Genomic DNA, 17,833 nt, shown 5'->3' on the forward strand with positions numbered 1-17,833 from the left:
ATGGGAAGCAGTGATCAGGCGACCGCGCACGCCGCGACGACGGCGGCGTCGGCCCGGCTGTTCTCCGACGCCTGCGCCGTCATCCCCGGTGGGGTGAACTCGCCGGTGCGCGCGTTCACCGCGGTGGGCGGGACCCCGCGGTTCATCACCGAGGCGCGCGGGTGCCGGCTCACCGACGCCGACGGCAATCGCTACGTCGACCTGGTGTGCTCCTGGGGCCCGATGATCTTGGGGCACGCCCATCCGGCCGTGGTGGACGCCGTCACCCGTGCCGCCGCTTCCGGCCTGTCCTTCGGCGCGCCCACACCGGCGGAGAGCGAGCTGGCGCGCGAGATCATCGGACGGGTGCCGCCCGTCGAGCGGATCCGGCTGGTCAACTCCGGCACCGAGGCCACGATGAGCGCGATCCGGCTGGCCCGCGGCTTCACCGGCAGGCCCAAGATCGTCAAGTTCTCCGGCTGCTACCACGGGCACGCCGACGCGCTGCTCGCCGACGCGGGATCCGGCGTGGCGACGCTGGGCCTACCATCCTCGCCCGGCGTCACCGGAGCGGCGGCGGCCGACACGATCGTGTTGCCCTACAACGACATTGACGCCGTGCGGCACACCTTCACCGAGCTCGGCGACCAGATCGCCGCGGTGATCACCGAAGCCAGCCCCGGCAACATGGGCGTCGTCCCGCCCGCGGACGGCTACAACGCCGCGCTGCGCGCGATCACCGCGGAGCATGGGGCGCTGCTGATCGTCGACGAGGTGATGACCGGATTCCGGGTCAGCCGAAGCGGTTGGTACGGAATCGATCCCGTCGACGCCGACCTGTTCACCTTCGGCAAGGTGATGAGCGGCGGCCTGCCGGCCGCCGCGTTCGGCGGGTGCGCCGAGGTGATGGAACGGCTGGCACCGCTGGGGCCGGTGTATCAGGCCGGCACGTTGTCGGGCAACCCGGTCGCCGTGGCCGCCGGCCTGGCGACCCTGCGCGCCGCCGACGACGCCGTCTACGCCGCGCTGGACACCAACGCCAACCGGCTGGCCGCCCTGCTCACCGAGGCGTTGACGAATGCCGGTGTAGCGCACCAGCTTTCGCGAGGCGGCAACATGCTCAGCGTGTTCTTCACCGACACGCCGGTAACGGACTTCGCGTCCGCGCGGGCCAGCCAGACGTGGCGGTACCCGCCGTTCTTCCACGCCCTGCTCGACGCGGGCGTCTACCCGCCGTGCAGCGCCTTCGAGGCCTGGTTCGTCTCGGCGGCGCTGGACGACGCGGCGTTCGACCGGATCGCCGAAGCCTTGCCCGCCGCGGCCCGCGCGGCCGCCGGAAAGGACAAGCCCTGATGGCCGAGCAGACCCGGGTGCACGTGGTGCGCCACGGCGAGGTGTACAACCCCAGCGGCGTCCTCTACGGCCGGCTGCCCGGGTTCCACCTGTCCGACAAGGGCAAAGCGCAGGCGGCCGCGGTCGCCGACGCGCTGGCCGGCCGCGACGTCGCCGCCGTGATCGCCTCCCCGCTGCAACGCGCCCAGGAAACCGCCGAGCCCATCGCCGCCAAGCACGGCGTCGCCATCGACACCGATCCCGATCTCATCGAGTCCGCGAACTTCTTCGAGGGCCGCCGCGTCGGCCCGGGCGACGGCGCCTGGCGCGACCCGCGGTTCTGGTGGCAGCTGCGCAACCCGTTCCGGCCGTCGTGGGGCGAGCCCTACACGGAGATCGCCGCGCGCATGACGACCGCGGCGGACAAGGCGCGCGCCCGCGCCGCCGGCCGCGAGGTGGTGTGCGTCAGCCATCAACTGCCGGTGTGGACGCTGCGGCTGCACGTGACCGGCCAGCGGCTCTGGCACGACCCGCGGCGGCGGCAGTGCGGGCTGTGCTCGATCACCACGCTGGTGTACGAGGGCGACCGGCTGGTCGACGTCGAATACCAGGAACCGGCGGGCTCGTAATCATGCGGCGGCTGGCGGTGGCCGGGGCGGTGGTGGCCCTGGTGGCGGGCTGCTCTTCCGGTCACGACGCGGTGGCCCAGGGCGGCACCTTCGAATTCGTCTCCCCGGGCGGGAAGACCGACATCTACTACAACCCGCCGTCCGCGCGCGGCCGCCCCGGCCCGCTGTCGGGGCCCGACCTGGCCGACCCCGCCCACCCGTTGTCCCTGGACGACCCGATCTTCGCCGGCCGGGTCGTCGTCATCAACGTCTGGGGGCAGTGGTGCGGGCCGTGCCGGGCCGAGGTCGCCCAGCTGCAACAGGTGTACGACGCCACCCGCGACACCGGGGTGTCGTTCCTGGGCATCGATGTGCGCGACGGTAACCGGCAGGCGGCGCTCGACTTCGTCAACGACCGCCACGTGACCTACCCCTCGATCTACGACCCGGCGATGCGCACCCTGATCGCGTTCGGCGGCAAATACCCGACCACCGTCATCCCGTCCACGCTGGTGCTGGACCGTCAGCACCGGGTCGCGGCGGTGTTCCTGCGCGAACTGCTGGCCGCCGACCTGCAGCCCGTCGTCCAGAAGCTGGCCCAAGAGCGATGACCGGCTTCACCCAGATCGCCGCCGCCGGGCCGCTCCTGGTGGCGCTCGGCGTCTGCCTGCTGGCGGGGCTGGTGTCGTTCGCCTCGCCGTGCGTGGTGCCGCTGGTGCCCGGCTATCTGTCCTACCTGGCGGCCGTCGTCGGGGTGGACGAGCAGCCGCCGCCCGGCGCCGTCAAGGCCCCACCATCGGCGCGGTGGCGGGTCGCGGGCTCGGCGGCGCTGTTCGTCGCGGGCTTCACCGCGGTGTTCGTGCTGGGCACCGTCGCCGTCCTGGGCATGACCACCACGCTGATCACCAACCAGCTGCTGCTGCAGCGGGTCGGCGGCGTGCTGACGATCGTCATGGGGCTGGTGTTCGTCGGCCTCATCCCCGCCCTGCAACGCCAGGCCCGGTTCAGCCCGCGGCAGGTGACGACCGTCGCCGGGGCGCCGCTGCTGGGCGCGGTGTTCGCGCTGGGCTGGACGCCGTGCCTGGGGCCCACGCTGGCCGGCGTGATCACGGTGGCCTCGGCCACCGACGGCGCGAGCGTGGCCCGCGGGATCGTGCTGGTGATCGCGTACTGCCTGGGCCTGGGCATCCCGTTCGTGCTGCTGGCCTTCGGCTCGGCGGGCGCGGTGGGGGCGCTGGGCTGGTTGCGCCGCCACACCCGGGCCATCCAGGTCTTCGGCGGCGCGCTGCTGATCGCCGTCGGCGCCCTGCTGGTCACCGGGGTGTGGAACGACTTCGTCTCCTGGCTGCGCGACGCGTTCGTGTCCGACGTGAGGCTGCCGATTTGAGCCGGGCAATCGCTGGCCTCGTTTCCAAGGGACGCAACACCTGGCGCGCGTTGACGTCCATGGGCACCGCGCTGGTGCTGCTGTTCCTGCTGGCGCTCGGCGCGATACCCGGGGCGCTGCTGCCGCAGCGCAGCCTCAACGCCGGCAAGGTCGACGACTACCTCAAGGCGCACCCCGTGATCGGGCCGTGGCTGGATCGGCTGCAGGCATTCAGCGTGTTCTCCAGCTTCTGGTTCACCGCCATCTACGTCCTGCTGTTCGTCTCGCTGGTCGGCTGCCTGACCCCGCGGATGATCGAGCACGCCCGCAGCCTGCGCGCCACCCCGGTGCCCGCCCCGCGCAACCTGGCCCGGCTGCCCAAGCACGCCGGCGCCGAGCTCTCCGCCGACGCCGCGGACCTCAACGCCCTGGCCAACAGGATCACCCGACGGCTGCGCGGCTGGCGCACGGCCATCCGGCACGAAGGCGAAGTCGTCGAGGTGTCCGCCGAGAGGGGCTACCTGCGCGAGTTCGGCAACATCGTCTTCCACTTCTCGTTGCTGGGCCTGCTGGTCGCGGTGGCCGTCGGCAAGCTGTTCGGCTACGAGGGCAACGTCATCGTCATCGCCGACTCCGGCCCGGGCTTCTGCTCGGCCTCGCCGGCCGCGTTCGACTCCTTCCGCGCCGGTAACACCGTCGACGGCACATCGCTGAACCCGATCTGCATCCGGGTCAACGACTTTCAGGCGCACTACCTGCCGTCGGGGCAGGCCACCTCGTTCGCCGCCGACATCGACTACCAGGCCGGCCGCGATGTGGCGGCCAACAACTGGCGGCCCTACCTGCTGGAGGTCAACCACCCGCTGCGGGTCGGCGGCGACCGGGTGTACCTGCAGGGCCACGGGTACGCGCCGACCTTCACCGTGCGGTTCCCGGACGGGCAGACGCGCACGTCGACCGTGCAATGGCGGCCCGACAATCCGCAGACCCTGCTCTCGTCCGGGGTGGCGCGCATCGACCCGCCCGCCGGCACCTACCCCAACGCCGCCGAGCGCCGCCAGCACGAGATCGCGATCCAGGGCCTGCTGGCGCCCACCGAGCAGCTGGACGGCACGCTGTTGTCGTCGAGTTTCCCGGCCCTCAACGCCCCGGCGGTGGCCGTCGACATCTACCGCGGGGACACCGGCCTGGACACCGGGCGGCCCCAATCGCTGTTCACGCTCGATCCGCGGCTGATCCAGCAGGGCCGGCTGACCAAGGAGAAGCGCGTCAACCTGCGGGCCGGCCAGGAGGTGCGGATCGATCAAGGCCCGGCCGCCGGCACCGTCGTCCGCTTCGACGGCGCCGTGCCGTTCGTCAACCTGCAGGTCTCCCACGACCCCGGGCAGGCCTGGGTGCTGGTCTTCGCCATCACCATGATGGCCGGCCTGCTGGTGTCGCTGCTGGTGCGCCGCCGCCGGGTGTGGGCCAGGCTCACCCCCGGGGCCGGTACGGTGAACGTCGAACTGGGCGGGCTGGCGCGCACCGACAACTCCGGGTGGGGCGACGAGTTCGAGCGGTTGACCGAGCGGGTGCTGACCGGTCTGGGCGAGCCCGATGTGGCGCCGTCAGCCAAGCCCCCCGCGTCCAGAAGGAGTTCTCAGGTGGACGTCAAATGAACACGCTGCACGTCAACATCGCGCTGGCGCGCTACTCCGACTGGGCGTTCACCTCGGCCGTGGTGGCCCTCGTCATCGCGCTGCTGCTGCTGGCCTACGAGCTGGCGTACGCCGGCGGCCGCCGGGTCGACCGGCGCGAGCGCGTCCACGCCGGCGCGGTCGCCTCGGACAGCGTCACCCCCGGCATCGTCGAGGAGGCGCCCCGGCGTCCGTTGGACGAACGCGTCGGGCGGGCCGGGTTGGCCGTCGTCTACCTCGGCATCGGGCTGCTGTTGGCCTGCATCGTGCTGCGCGGCCTGGCCACACTGCGCGTGCCGTGGGGCAACATGTACGAGTTCATCAACCTGACCTGCATGTGCGGGCTGCTCGCCGGGGCTTTCGTGTTGCGCCGCCCGCAGTACCGACCGCTGTGGGTCTTCCTGTTGGTGCCGGTGCTGATCCTGCTCACGGTGTCCGGGCGCTGGCTGTACACCAACGCCGCGCCGGTGATGCCCGCGCTGCAGTCCTACTGGCTGCCCATCCACGTGTCGGTGGTCAGCCTGGGCTCCGGGGTGTTCATGGTCGCCGGCATCGCCAGCATCCTGTTCCTGTTGCGCACCTCGCGCCTGGGCGAACCGGACGCCGAGGGGACGCTGGCCCGGATCGTGCGGCGCTTCCCCGACGCGCAGACGCTGGACCGGGTTGCCTACCGGACCACGATCTTCGCCTTCCCGGTGTTCGGTTTCGGCGTCATCTTCGGCGCGATCTGGGCCGAGGAGGCCTGGGGCCGGTACTGGGGCTGGGATCCCAAGGAGACGGTGTCCTTCATCGCGTGGGTGATCTACGCCGCCTACCTGCACGCCAGGTCGACCGCGGGATGGCGGGACAGGAAGGCGGCCTGGATCAACGTCGCGGGGTTCGTGGCCATGGTCTTCAATCTGTTCTTCGTTAACCTGGTGACCGTGGGCCTGCATTCGTATGCGGGCGTGGGGTGACCGCCAGCAACCGACCCGAGTGAAACAAGGGGGAGTGCACGTGTCCGACCAACCATCCACGGGCGTGGGGGCGCCCGATCAGCCGACGACGCAACTGCCCCCACAGGGGACCGAGGGCGCGCCGGCCGGCGCCGACGAGTCAGCGGCCGATGGCGGCGAAGCGCCCACCCGCGCCTTCGCCGGATTCCGCACCGAACGCCGGGTCCCCGGTGCCGAGCGCCGCGACGCCCCGCCGCCCGCCGCGCCCAGGCCCGCCGGGATGCCGCCGTGGGACGCCACCCCGGTGACCGGCATCCCGCGGGTCGACCCGACGGCGTACGGCGCCTACTACGCCCCGCCCGCCGACGCGCCGCCCACCCAGGTCCCGCCGCGGCCCGAGCCGCTGCCGCACACGCCGTACCCGGAGCTGTCCACCGGCATGTTGCTGCGGCCCGTCAAGCCGCCGCCGTCAGAGGGCTGGCGCCGGCTGCTCTACGAACTGTCCGGCCACCTGATCAACCTCGGGGAGAGCCCGCGAGCCGCCCGCTACAACAACCTGGTGGCACAGGTGAACCGGCCGTTGCGGGGCTGCTACCGGATCGCGATGGTGTCGCTCAAGGGCGGCGTCGGCAAGACCACGATCGCCGCGACGATGGGCGCCACCTTCGCCACCATCCGCGGCGACCGGGTGGTCGCGGTCGACGCCAACCCCGATCGCGGCACGCTGAGCCAGAAGATCCCGCTGGAGACGGCGGCGACGGTGCGCCAGCTGCTGCACGACGCCGGGACCATCGAGCGCTACAGCGACGTCCGCCGCTACACCTCGAAGGGCCCAAGCGGCCTGGAGGTGCTGGCCTCGGAAACCGACCCCGCCATTTCGGAGGCGTTCAGCGCCGAGGACTACACCCGGGTCTTGGACATCCTGGAGCGGTTCTACGGCCTGGTGCTCACCGACTGCGGGCCGGGGCTGCTGCACTCGGTGATGGCCTCGGTGCTCGAGAAGGCCGACGTTCTCGTCGTCGTCAGCTCCGGGTCCATCGACGGGGCCCGCAGCGCGTCGGCGACGCTGGACTGGCTGGACGCGCACGGCCACGAGGAGATGGTCCGCAACTCGGTCGCGGTCATCAACGCGGTGCGCCCGCGCACTGGCAAGGTCGACATGAACAAGGTGGTCGAGCACTTCTCGCGGCGCTGCCGCGCCGTCCAGGTGGTGCCGTTCGACCCGCATCTGGAAGAGGGCGCCGAGATCGACCTGGACCGGCTGAAGCGGTCGACCCGCGAGGCGCTCACCGAGCTGGCGGCCATCGTCGCCGACGGCTTCCCGGGCGACCAGCGCAACCCCGGGGTCGCGTAGCGCGAGGGCTACTTGTCGCCGTGACCTAACCGCCGCAAGAACTCTGGATCGTCGTCGGGCCCGATGACGCGCGTCTTCGCCCGATGGGTCTGCGACCGCGCCGTCCGCCAGCCAACGTAGATCAGCGTCCCCAAAATCAGGACGAGCAGCAGGTAGAGCACTCAACACCTCCTTCGACGAATATACCCGCGCCGTAGGCTCTTCCTTGTGTCAGAAGGAGCCAACGACAACAACACTGGCGACCCCGGGCACGGGACGCCGGGCGCCGGGCGTCGGGCGGCCGTTGACGTGTTGCTCTACGCCGCGGCGCGGCTGGTGCTGGCGGTGGTGCTGGCCGCCGCGATCTACGGGGCGGCGTGGCTGATGGGGGTCAGCCAGTTTCCGATCGTGGTCGCCGCGTTGTTCGCTCTGATCATCGCCATGCCCCTGGGCATCTGGTTGTTCGGGCCGCTGCGCCGGCGCGCCACCGCGTCGCTGGCGATCGCCGGTGAGCGCCGGCGCCGGGAACGCGCGCAACTGCGGGCGCGGCTGCACGGCGACGGGGACGGCGACGACGGCGGCGATGACGCGTGAGGTCCGGTCAGAAGTTGGGCATCCGCACGACCTGGGCGGCGTAGCTGAGGCCGGCGCCGTAACCGATCAGCAGGGCCAGGTCGCCCGGCTTGGCCGCCCCGGTGGCCAGCAGCTCGGCCATCGCCAGCGGGATGGAAGCCGCCGAGGTGTTCCCGGTGTGTTCGATGTCGTTGGCGACGACGGCGTCCGGCCGCAAGTCCAGGCTCTTGGCGAGCACCTCGTTGATCCGGCTGTTGGCCTGGTGCGGCACGAACACGTCGATCTCGTCGGGCCGCACACCCGCCGCGTCCATCGCCTGCCGGCCGACCTTGCCCATCTCGAATGCCGCCCAGCGGAACACCGCGCTGCCCTCCAGCCGCAGGAAGGGGCGGGGGCCCGTGGGCTCGTCCATGTAGTCGATCCAGTCGATGTCCTGCCGGATCGCGAGGGCCTGTTCGCCGTCACTGCCCCATACGGTCGGGCCGATGCCCTGATCGGGCGTCTCGCCCACCACCACGCCCGCCGCGCCGTCGGCGAAGATGAAGCAGTTGGTGCGGTCTTGCATGTCGACGGTGGGGGACAGCTTCTCCGAACCGAGGACCAGCACCTTCGCGGCGGTCCCGCCGCGGATCATGTCGGCAGCCACACCGAGCGCGTAGCCGAAGCCGGCGCATCCGGCCGAGACGTCGAACGCGGGCACACCAGTGGCGCCCAGCGCCGCGGCGACCGCCGGGGCGCACGCCGGGGTCTGCAGGAAGTGCGTGCTGGTCGCCACGATCACGCAGTCGATGTCCGACGGCGTCAGCGCGGCGGTCGCGATCGCCTGCCGCCCCGCCTCGGTGGCCATCGACGCGGCGGATTCGTCGCGCGCGGCGAAGCGCCGCGTCTTGATCCCGGTCCGGGAGAAGATCCACTCGTCGGACGACTCGATGTTCTCGCATATCTCGTCGTTGGTGACCACCCGCTCGGGGCGGTACGCCCCGACGCTGAGCAATCCGATGTTCTTCGGTCCACTGGTCGCGGCGATCTGCGTCATTGCTGTCCCCGATCGGTGTTGGCTCGGTGGGCGTCTATGGCCGTCAGTCGCGACGCCGGTCCCTCATTGTTATCCCATCGCCCGCCGCGCGCACGGCCGATCAGCCGGCCAGCCCCAAAGCGGCGGCCACCGCGATCGCCCACCCGACCATGGCCAGGCCGGTGTCGCGCAGGACGGGAATCAGCTCCGGGCCGCCGCGCCCCGAGCGCACCGGCCCGGCCGCGCGCAGCGCCAGCGGCGTGGCCACTAAGCCCACGGCGCACCACGGCGTCGCGGCCATCAGCACCAGCGTCAGCACGCCCGCGGTCGCCAGCAGCGCCTGGTACAGGACGCGCGTGCGGCCATCGCCCAGCCGCACCGCGAGCGTGATCTTGCCCGACTGGGCGTCCGTGGGGATGTCGCGCAGGTTGTTGGCCACCAGCACCGCGGACGACAGCGCCCCGATCGCTACCGCCAGCGCCAGCCCCACCCAGTCGACCCGCAACGCCTGGGTGTACTCGGTGCCGAGCACGGCGACCAGGCCGAAGAACACGAACACGGCGATCTCGCCGAAACCGGCGTAGCCGTAGGGCTTCGAGCCGCCCGTGTACAGCCAGGCGCCGGCGATGCACACCGCGCCCACGGCGATCAGCCACGGCGCGCTGACGAGCGCGAGGGCCAGGCCGGCGGCCGCCCCGACGGTCAGGCTCGCCACCGCGGCGGTGAGCACCGCGCGCGGGCTGGCCAGCCGCGAGCCCACCAGGCGCATGGGGCCGGCGCGGTCGTCGTCGGTGCCGCGAATGCCGTCGGAGTAGTCGTTGGCGTAGTTGACGCCGACGGTCAGCGCCACCGCGACGGCCAGCGCCAGCAGCGCCTTCCACCACACGGCGGATCCCAGCCACGCCGCCGCGCCGGTACCCGCCACCACCGGCGCCACCGCGTTGGGGAGCGTCCGCGGCCGCGCGCCGGAGATCCACTGCCCGAAATTGGCCACGCACGCATCCTGCCAGGAGCCGTGCGCGGGCCCGCACCCGCGATCGGGCCGGGGGCATGCACCACAATGGGCGGATGCTCGGAGTCATCGGCGGCAGCGGCTTTTACACGTTCTTCGACTCCGGCACCCGCACCATCGAGGTCGACACGCCCTACGGCCCGCCGAGCGCCCCGGTGACGATCGGCGCCGCCGGGGGGCACGAGGTCGCATTCCTGCCCCGGCACGGGGCCGGCCACGAGTTCTCGGCGCACACCGTGCCCTACCGCGCCAACATGTGGGCGCTGCGCAAGCTCGGGGTGCGACGGATATTCGGCCCGTGCGCCGTCGGCAGCCTCAAACCGGAGAACGGTCCCGGCGCCGTCGTGGTGCCCGACCAGCTGGTCGATCGCACCCGAGGCCGGCCGGACACCTATTTCGACTCCGGCGGCATCCACGTCGACTTCGCCGACCCGTACTGCCCTACGCTGCGCGCCTCCGTCACCGGGCTGCCCGGGGTGGTCGACGGCGGCACCATGGTGGTGATCCAGGGGCCCCGGTTCTCCACGCGCGCCGAAAGCCAGTGGTTCGCCTCGGCGGGGTTCTCGTTGGTCAACATGACCGGCTATCCGGAGGCGGTGCTCGCCCGGGAACTCGAAATGTGCTACGCGTCAATCGCATTGGTCACCGACCTGGACGCCGGTGTCACGGCCGGCGAGGGGGTGACGATCGCCGAGGTGCTCGCCGAATTCGAGAAGAACATCGGGGGATTCAAGGAGCTGGTGCGCGACGCGATCGGCCGGGTCGACAGCGAACGCAACTGCACCCACTGCCTGCCGCACACCGGCGTCACCCTGCCCGTCGAGTTGCCATGAGGGTGTTGCTGACGGGGGCGGCCGGTTTCATCGGCTCGCGGGTGGACGCGGCGCTGCGGGCCGCGGGCCACGACGTCGTCGGCGTCGACGCGTTGCTGCCCGCGGCGCACGGCCCGAATCCGGTGCTGCCGCAGGGATGTCACCGCGTCGACGTCCGCGACGCCGACGCCCTGGCGCCCCTGCTCGACGGCGTGGACCTGGTCTGTCATCAGGCGGCGATGGTGGGCCCGGGCGTGGACGCCGCCGACGCCCCGGCCTACGGCGGCCACAACGACTACGCCACCACGGTGCTGTTGGCGCAGATGTTCGCCGCCGGGGTGGGCCGCCTGGTGTTGGCGTCGTCGATGGTCGTGTACGGGCAGGGCCGCTACCACTGCGAGCGGCACGGGCACGTCGACCCCCTGCCGCGAGGGCGCGGCGACCTGGACGCCGGCATCTTCGAACACCGCTGCCCCGTCGGCGGCGAGGAACTGCAGTGGCGGCTCGTCGACGAGGACGCCGCGCTGCGGCCGCGCAGCCTCTACGCCGCCGGCAAGACCGCGCAGGAGCACTACGCGCTGGCGTGGTCGGAGTCGACCGGCGGCTCCGTGGTGGCGTTGCGCTACCACAACGTGTATGGCCCCGGGATGCCGCGCGACACCCCGTACTCGGGGGTTGCGGCGATCTTCCGGTCATCCCTGGAAAAGGGGGATGCGCCAAGGGTTTTCGAGGATGGCGGGCAGATGCGCGACTTCGTCCACGTCGACGACGTGGCCGCGGCCAACCTCGCGGCCGCGGCGTCGACGCTGGGGGGCTTCACCGCGGTCAACGTCTGTTCGGGGCGGCCCGTGTCGATCCTGCAGGTGGCGGCGGCGCTGTGCGAGGCCCGCGGCGGTGGGCTCGCGCCGGTGATCACGGGCCAGTACCGCAGCGGCGACGTGCGGCACATCGTCGCCGACCCGTCCCGGGCGGCGGAGGTGCTGGGCTTTCGCGCGGCCGTCGACCCGGCCGAGGGCCTGCGCGACTTCGCGTTCGCGCCGCTGCGCTGAGCGCCTTACGCCTGCGGCGGCCGGTAGATCTTCGGTTTTTGCTGGGGGATCTGTGGCGTCGCGGAGTCGTCGCCGCGGAAGATCCGGGGGCCGGTGCTGATCCGGGTGGTCTCCGCGGCCGACGGCGGGGCGTGGCCCACCGGGACGCGCGCCCGGGGCGCGGCGGGCGCGGCCGGGGCGGCCGGCCTGCGGGCGGCGCGGCGGCGGCGCGCGCGGCGGCCGCGCAGCTGCCCGGTGACGATGGCGGCCCCCAGGATGCTTAAGCCCAGGCCGCATAGCGCCACGTCGAAGGTGCTGGTGATCTGCTGGGCGAGGTTGTTGCCGTAAACCGGGTGCTGCGCAGGCGAATTGGGTGAATCCGCGAACCGGGGCGCCAGCACCACACCGACCACGACGCGGGCGACGCTCAGCGTGGCGACCAGCCCGCACAGCGACGAGATCAGTCGGGCGGAGCGGGTGGCGTCGGCCAGGTTGATCCGCAGCCAGATCGCGAGAAGCGCGGTAGCCAGGTCGAATCCGGCCAGCACCACGCTGTCGTACCGGGAGAACGGGTAATCCAGGCTCACGGCGACGAAGAGGTCGGTCAGCCGCATCAGCATCGAGCCCAGTCCCCATACGGCTATGAGCAGCAAGCCGTTTCGGGCCGCGGCCCGCCAGGAGCTCTCCTCGGCGCGGATCGTGTTGCGGTGCCCGAACAGGGTCCGCGGCGCGAAGATCGCCGCCGCCGCGGCCCACGCCAGGTAGCCCTCGAACCCCACCCCGGCGGTCGAGGTGTTCTGCGCGATGCCGTGGAACGCGTCGACGTCGCGGCCGATCGGCAGGGCCCACACCAGGATCCCCGCGACCAGCGTCGAGGCGCCGAGCGCGACCGTGGCCAGCCGGGCCGCCCGGGTGCCGCGCAGCAACCACCGTGAGGCGAGCAGCACGGCGACCAAGGCGACCACGCCGTACACCACGGCCGTGACGATGACGTCGATGTTCTGCTTGCCGAAGTCGCCGGAGGTTTGCAGCGCGTAGCGCACCCGCCAGTACAGGTTGAAGCCGAAGCTGAGTACCGCCAACGCCATCGACGCGTAGCCGATCAGACGGGCTGACCTCAGCCAGGCGGTGTGTTCGCCGCCCTCGGGAACCGGTCCCGAGCGGGCGCCGGCGGTTACCGCCTGCGCGCTCAGCAGGGAGCCGGCGATGCCCACCCACGCCCCGGGCCCGACGCCGCCCGGCACGTTCACCGTGCCGCCGAAGCGGACGGTCTCGAAGGCGTCGAATCCGACGAACGCCAGCACCAGCAGCGCGTAGGGGACATTGAGCGCCAGCCGCAGCCGGCCCGTGGTCGCCGGGTTGAACCGGGCGCCGGACGACCGCCACGAACCGGCCACCGCGACGGCGATGAGGGACAGCACGGTGACCGCGACCAACACCGCGAACAGGGCGCCGCTGCTGCCGGGAATCCCGACGCCGAAGTACAGATTCCACGGCAGGAAGACGGCGGCGACGAGCAGCGCGGCGGCGGTGAGGTCGCTGACGGCGTGCCAGCGCCGCGTCGGATCACCGGCCGCCTCGGCGGGCGGCCTGGGGATGCGAGTGGTTTGCTGGGCCTGCTCCCGGATGGGGCCGGTAGGGGCGTCGTCGCTGCTCTGGCTCACCATGCCCCCCGGGAATCAAGGACGGACGCCGTGGCAGATTCCCCTGCGACCGTCCTGTCGTTGGAGAAGCTGGTTACGCTGCGGTAGAGGCAAACGTTGTTCGCCCGAATAACGGATACTGCCAACGGTATCGCAAGTGTAATGATGCGGGGACATTGCTGACCGTGGGGTGGCCAGCCGAAGGAGAACCGGGATGGACGTCGTGTTGGGGGTCGCGGTCACGGGCCCGGTTGCCCGCTTGGCGCTCGTCGGGCCGGGCGCGGATGTGATCGACCAATCCGTCGTCGACCTGGAGGAGAACCCGGTCGGGAAGCTCGCCGAGACGGTGGCCGGCACCAATCGGCTGCTCGCCGACGAGAACCACCGGTTGGTGGGCACCCGGGTGTGCTGGAGCGACGAGCCGCGGGCCGGCCAGCTGCGCCAAGCCCTGGAAGATTCCGGTGTCTCGAACGTCGCGGTGCTCTCGGAGTCGCAGGCGGTGACAGCGCTGATGCGCGCGGCCGGCCGGCCGGGCGCCGCGCTGGTGATCACCGACGCGACGGCGACGCTGTCGGTGCCGGCGTCCGCCGATGACCAGAACGCCCCGCCGACCGTGCTGGCCAGGGAGCCACTCGCGGGCGACGCGACCGCGACGTTCAACACGATGATGGCCCAACTCAGCGGCCGGCCGGACGCGCCGGGTGAGGTGTACCTGGTGGGCGCATCCCCGGAGCTGGCCCAGGCCGCCGGCCAGTTCCACGACGCGTCGACCATGCGGGTGCAGGTCGCCGACGACCCCGAGTTCGCCCTGGCCCGTGGCGCGGCCATCGTCGCGGCGCAGGCGCTGTCCGCCGGCGACGCCACCGCCATGGCGCCGGCCGTGGGGCTCACCGGCGACGAGACCGCGATGGCCCCGGTGGGGGCAACCGGCGACGAGACGACGATGGTGCCCCCGCCGCACGCGGATGAACCCCAGCTGGCGTATTCGATGGCCGACGAGCCCGAGCCGTTCGCGGGCGAGGAGTACGACCCCGAATACGACGACTACGACGAGACCGAGGCCATCCCCACGCGGCTGAGCCGCCGGTCGCTGCTGGTCGGCAACGCCGTGATCGCGTTCGCGGTGATCGGGTTCGCGTCGCTGGCCGCCGCGGTGGCCATCGCGGTCCGTCCCACCGCGAGCCAACAGCCGGTGGTGGGCCACCAGAACGCCGCCCCGGGCAAGTTCATGCCGCTGTTGCCGACGCAGCAGCAGGCGCCGGTGCCACCACCGCCGGTCGACCAGCCCAACGCCGGCTTCCAGGGCGGCGTGATCCCGGACGCGAACGGTCTCCTTCCCGCGCAGGGCACCTCGCCGGGCGGCGCAGGGCCGGCCGTCCCGGCCGCGCCGGTGTCGCCGGGCACCCCCGGCTTCGTCCCCAACCCGAATCCCGTTGTGCCACTGCCTATTCCGATCATCATTCCCTACCCCCCGTACAACCCGCCGACGATCACCACCACGACGCCGACGACCACGACCACCACGACCACCACGACGACCACGACGACGACGACCCCCTCAGGGCCGTCCACCACGACGCCAACCACCACTACGGAGACCAGCTCGACGCCGACGACCACGACGACGACACCGCCGCACGTGACGACGACGACGCCGCCGACGGTGACCAAGACCCCGTTGACCGAGACACAGACGCCGACGACCGCGGCGCCGCCGCCCAGCACGCATCAATCGACGGTGGCGCCGCCGCCGCACACGCAGACCCAGCAGACGCTCGTCCCGCAGGAACCACGCACCCGCCACGGGTTCTGAGCCGTCCATGCCCGACGCCGTCACCGTGGTGCTGCCCTGCCTGAACGAAGAGGAGTCGCTGCCCGGTGTGCTGGCGGCCATCCCCGATGGCTATCGGGCGCTGGTCGTCGACAACAACTGCACCGACGGCACGGCCGCCGTCGCGCGGCGGCACGGCGCCCGCGTCGTGGCCGAGTCCCGCCCCGGATACGGCGCCGCGGTGCACGCGGGCGTGATGGCAGCGAGCACGCCGATCGTGGCGGTGATCGACGCCGACGGCTCGATGGACGCCGGCGACCTCCCGCGACTGGTCGCCGCGCTCGAGCAGGGCGCCGACCTGGTGATCGGGCGGCGCCGGCCAGTGGCGGGGCTGCACTGGCCGTGGGTGGCGCGGGTGGGCACCGTGGTGATGAGCTGGCGGCTGCGCACCCGGCACGGCTTGCCGGTGCACGACATTGCGCCCATGCGGGTGGCCCGGCGTGAGGCGCTGCTGAATCTCGGGGTCGCCGACCGGCGTTCGGGCTACCCGTTGGAGCTCCTGGTGCGCGCCGCGGCCGCCCGCTGGCGGGTGGTCGAACTCGACGTCAGCTACGGCCCCCGCACCGGCGGCAAGTCCAAGGTCAGTGGTTCGCTGCGGGGGAGCGTCACGGCGATCCTCGACTTCTGGAAGGTGATCTCGTGACGCCGCCGGTGACGCTGCTGGTGGTCGCCAAGGCGCCCGAGCCGGGCCGGGCCAAGACGCGGCTCGCGGCGACGGTCGGGGACCTCGTCGCCGCCGAGATCGCCGCCGCCGCACTGCTGGACACGCTGGACGCCGTCGCCGCCACGCCGGCGGCCAAGCGGGTGGTGGCGATGACCGGTGAGCTGGACGCCGCCGCCGGCGCCGACGAGATCCGGCAACGGTTGCGGTCCTTCACGGTCATTCCGCAGCGCGGCGACGACTTCGCCGATCGCCTCGCCAACGCCCACGCCGACGCGGCCGACGGTTACCCGGTGGTGCAGATCGGGATGGACACCCCGCAGGTGACCGCCGACCTGCTGGCCGACTGCGCCCGCTGGCTGCGCGAGGCGCCGGCCGTGCTCGGGCCGGCCGTCGACGGCGGCTGGTGGGTGCTCGGTTTACGCGACCCCGCGGCGGCCGAATGCCTGCGCACCGTTCCGATGTCGCAGCCCGACACCGGGTTGCTGACGTATCGGGCGTTGCACGACATGGGAATCGAGCCGTACGCGGCGCCGCGGCTGGCCGACTTCGACGTCGTCGACGACGTGGCCGCGGTGCGTGACGCGTGCGGGTCGGCCAGTCGGTTCGCGCAGGCCACCCGCGCCGCCGGCCTGTGACCCGGTAGGCGCCCTCAGTTCACCCGCTTTACCAGTTGGTGACGATCAGCGTGTTGAGCAGCAGCGCGCCGGCGGCGTTGAGCGCCAACCACACTCGGTGCGATCGGACGGGCAGCAGCGCGGGGGCGGCGGTGAGCCAGACGGTGAAGGGCAGCCAGATCCGCTCCACCTCGGCCTTGCTCAGCATGCTCAGGTCCGCCAAGGCGATCGCGGCCAGCATGGCCAGCAACACCAGGTGAAAGCCGGAGCGGCGACGGATGGCCGCCACGTCGAACACCCGGCTGACCCCGGCGACGCCGCCCAAACCGATCGCGCACACCACCGAGGCCAGGTTGGCCCAGCCCCAATACGGAAAGGGGCGGTCCTTGGCGATGCCCTGCCAATAGCGTTGCTGCACAAGGGTGTAGCCGTCGAACCAGTAGAACCCCGCGACCGCGAAGGCCGACGCCACCAGCACCGCGACCAGCGCCGCCGGGCCGAGCGCCCGCAGCGCCGCCCGCCAGTCGGCGGCCGAGGCCAGCACCGCCAGCGCCGGCAGCCCCATCAACATCAGGCCGTAATTGCAGAACACGCCCCAGCCCAGCAGCAGGCCGGCGGCCGCGGCCGTCAAGGCGGGGAAGCGAACCCGTCGGTGCACCGCCACCGCCAACAGCGCGAGGCCCCACGCCGCCACCCCGGCGAAGTATCCGTCCGCGGAGACGGCGACCCAGATCGCCGTCGGCGCCACCGCCACGAACGGCGCGGCCAGCCGCGCGGTCCGCTCGTCGGCCGGCGCGCGCACCGCGATCAGCACCGCGGCCGCCGCGCTGGACCCCGCGAGCAGGCACAGCAGCCCCGCCCAGGCGCCGCCGTGCAGGCCGATCCGGTCCAGCCACACGAACGTCAGCAACGCGCCGGGCGGGTGACCCGAGACGTGCGTGGTCCAGGAGTTCGGTTGGTAGTCGACGATCCGGCTCGCGAACGTGCGCACGGTGGCCGGGATGTCGGTGATGCCCGGCACGGCTGACAGGTACTCGTCGCGGGTGGTCAGCCGGCCGGCGAAGCCGCGCTGCCAACCGTCGATCATCGCCAGCGCGAAGGCCCACCCACAGGCGGTGGCCCAGCTGACAAAGGTCAACAGCCGCCACGAAAGACGTTGTGCCAGAATCGATCCCCACCACACGGCGGAGACCGCGATGGCGATCGCGGGTCCGGTACCCCAGCTGGCGTGGATCTCCCAGGCGCCGAAGATCGGGGCCGCCCCCGTGTGCGTGCCGAACCGCTCCTGGCCGACGTCGGTGCGCGGCCGCACACCCCAATGCAGCCTCGGCAACACGAACGCCGCGCACACCAACAGCGCCGCGGCCGCGACGGCCGGTAACTCGCGACGTGCCACCCTCACGACCGAACAG

The 17,833-nt window shown here is 72.3% G+C and carries 18 protein-coding genes; 13 read left to right on the plus strand and 5 right to left on the minus strand.

Annotated features, from left to right (window positions below; genetic code table 11):
• The 7 genes from hemL to A5730_RS16735 all read left to right on the plus strand — a co-directional run bounded on the left by hemL (position 1) and on the right by A5730_RS16735 (position 7,250).
• Positions 1–1,332, plus strand: coding sequence for a glutamate-1-semialdehyde 2,1-aminomutase (gene hemL, locus A5730_RS16705; protein ID WP_067902587.1), 1,332 nt, complete (start codon positions 1–3; stop codon positions 1,330–1,332).
• Positions 1,332–1,940 carry a histidine phosphatase family protein gene (locus A5730_RS16710; protein ID WP_067902590.1) on the plus strand — a complete coding sequence of 203 codons (609 nt, stop codon included), beginning with the start codon at positions 1,332–1,334 and terminating at the stop codon, positions 1,938–1,940. The genes hemL and A5730_RS16710 overlap by 1 nt, the downstream gene beginning before the upstream one ends.
• Before the next feature lie 2 nt (positions 1,941–1,942).
• On the plus strand, positions 1,943–2,530 hold the full coding sequence (locus A5730_RS16715; RefSeq protein ID WP_067902595.1) for a TlpA disulfide reductase family protein: 588 nt from the start codon (positions 1,943–1,945) through the stop codon (positions 2,528–2,530).
• Entirely contained in the window at positions 2,527–3,306 is a 780-nt protein-coding gene (locus A5730_RS16720) for a cytochrome c biogenesis CcdA family protein (RefSeq protein ID WP_067902598.1), read from the plus strand. Before A5730_RS16715 ends, A5730_RS16720 begins: the two co-directional genes overlap by 4 nt.
• 59 nt (positions 3,307–3,365) lie before the next feature.
• On the plus strand, positions 3,366–4,943 hold the full coding sequence (locus A5730_RS16725) for a cytochrome c biogenesis protein ResB (RefSeq protein ID WP_067902600.1): 1,578 nt from the start codon (positions 3,366–3,368) through the stop codon (positions 4,941–4,943).
• The gene (gene ccsB / locus A5730_RS16730) at positions 4,940–5,917 is read left to right on the plus strand and encodes a c-type cytochrome biogenesis protein CcsB (protein WP_067902603.1); all 978 of its coding nucleotides are present in this window, start codon (positions 4,940–4,942) and stop codon (positions 5,915–5,917) included. Before A5730_RS16725 ends, ccsB begins: the two co-directional genes overlap by 4 nt.
• A gap of 64 nt (positions 5,918–5,981) precedes the next feature.
• Positions 5,982–7,250: an AAA family ATPase gene (locus tag A5730_RS16735; protein WP_369829893.1), complete on the plus strand. Its 1,269-nt coding sequence runs from the start codon at positions 5,982–5,984 to the stop codon at positions 7,248–7,250.
• 8 nt (positions 7,251–7,258) lie between these two features.
• On the opposite strand, the gene A5730_RS24785 is transcribed toward A5730_RS16735, so the two are convergent.
• On the minus strand, positions 7,259–7,411 hold the full coding sequence (locus tag A5730_RS24785; protein WP_156349684.1) for a hypothetical protein: 153 nt from the start codon (positions 7,409–7,411) through the stop codon (positions 7,259–7,261).
• A 46-nt stretch (positions 7,412–7,457) separates the two neighbouring features.
• Between A5730_RS24785 and A5730_RS16740 the strand changes: the two genes are divergently transcribed.
• On the plus strand, positions 7,458–7,823 hold the full coding sequence (locus tag A5730_RS16740; protein ID WP_067902607.1) for a DUF4229 domain-containing protein: 366 nt from the start codon (positions 7,458–7,460) through the stop codon (positions 7,821–7,823).
• Positions 7,824–7,830: 7 nt separating this feature from the next.
• On the opposite strand, the gene fabH is transcribed toward A5730_RS16740, so the two are convergent.
• Positions 7,831–8,838 carry a beta-ketoacyl-ACP synthase III gene (gene fabH / locus A5730_RS16745; protein ID WP_067902610.1) on the minus strand — a complete coding sequence of 336 codons (1,008 nt, stop codon included), beginning with the start codon at positions 8,836–8,838 and terminating at the stop codon, positions 7,831–7,833.
• A gap of 100 nt (positions 8,839–8,938) precedes the next feature.
• Complete coding sequence (locus A5730_RS16750) at positions 8,939–9,811, minus strand: 1,4-dihydroxy-2-naphthoate polyprenyltransferase (RefSeq protein WP_067902613.1); 873 nt, start codon at positions 9,809–9,811, stop codon at positions 8,939–8,941.
• 74 nt (positions 9,812–9,885) lie between these two features.
• Between A5730_RS16750 and A5730_RS16755 the strand changes: the two genes are divergently transcribed.
• Together A5730_RS16755 and A5730_RS16760 are read left to right on the plus strand one after the other, a co-directional pair.
• Positions 9,886–10,662: an S-methyl-5'-thioadenosine phosphorylase gene (locus A5730_RS16755; RefSeq protein ID WP_231994700.1), complete on the plus strand. Its 777-nt coding sequence runs from the start codon at positions 9,886–9,888 to the stop codon at positions 10,660–10,662.
• Complete coding sequence (locus tag A5730_RS16760; RefSeq protein WP_067902618.1) at positions 10,659–11,690, plus strand: NAD(P)-dependent oxidoreductase; 1,032 nt, start codon at positions 10,659–10,661, stop codon at positions 11,688–11,690. The genes A5730_RS16755 and A5730_RS16760 overlap by 4 nt, the downstream gene beginning before the upstream one ends.
• A gap of 5 nt (positions 11,691–11,695) precedes the next feature.
• Here the strand turns inward: A5730_RS16760 and A5730_RS16765 are convergent, their stop codons facing one another.
• Positions 11,696–13,336, minus strand: coding sequence for a hypothetical protein (locus A5730_RS16765; RefSeq protein ID WP_067902620.1), 1,641 nt, complete (start codon positions 13,334–13,336; stop codon positions 11,696–11,698).
• Positions 13,337–13,526: 190 nt separating this feature from the next.
• Between A5730_RS16765 and A5730_RS24790 the strand changes: the two genes are divergently transcribed.
• From A5730_RS24790 to A5730_RS16780, 3 genes are read left to right on the plus strand one after another with little or no spacing between them, the layout of a single operon-like run.
• Positions 13,527–15,125 carry a hypothetical protein gene (locus A5730_RS24790; protein ID WP_067902623.1) on the plus strand — a complete coding sequence of 533 codons (1,599 nt, stop codon included), beginning with the start codon at positions 13,527–13,529 and terminating at the stop codon, positions 15,123–15,125.
• Positions 15,126–15,132: 7 nt separating this feature from the next.
• Positions 15,133–15,786 (plus strand): glycosyltransferase family 2 protein, encoded by a 654-nt coding sequence (locus A5730_RS16775; RefSeq protein ID WP_067902625.1) that lies wholly within the window; start codon positions 15,133–15,135, stop codon positions 15,784–15,786.
• The gene (locus A5730_RS16780) at positions 15,783–16,442 is read left to right on the plus strand and encodes a DUF2064 domain-containing protein (protein WP_067902628.1); all 660 of its coding nucleotides are present in this window, start codon (positions 15,783–15,785) and stop codon (positions 16,440–16,442) included. The genes A5730_RS16775 and A5730_RS16780 overlap by 4 nt, the downstream gene beginning before the upstream one ends.
• A 28-nt stretch (positions 16,443–16,470) precedes the next feature.
• Here the strand turns inward: A5730_RS16780 and A5730_RS16785 are convergent, their stop codons facing one another.
• The gene (locus tag A5730_RS16785) at positions 16,471–17,823 is read right to left on the minus strand and encodes a hypothetical protein (protein WP_067902631.1); all 1,353 of its coding nucleotides are present in this window, start codon (positions 17,821–17,823) and stop codon (positions 16,471–16,473) included.
• Between the last annotated feature and the right edge of the window lie 10 nt (positions 17,824–17,833).

This window comes from Mycobacterium sp. ACS4054 (genome assembly GCF_001667275.1).
GTDB lineage: Bacteria > Actinomycetota > Actinomycetes > Mycobacteriales > Mycobacteriaceae > Mycobacterium.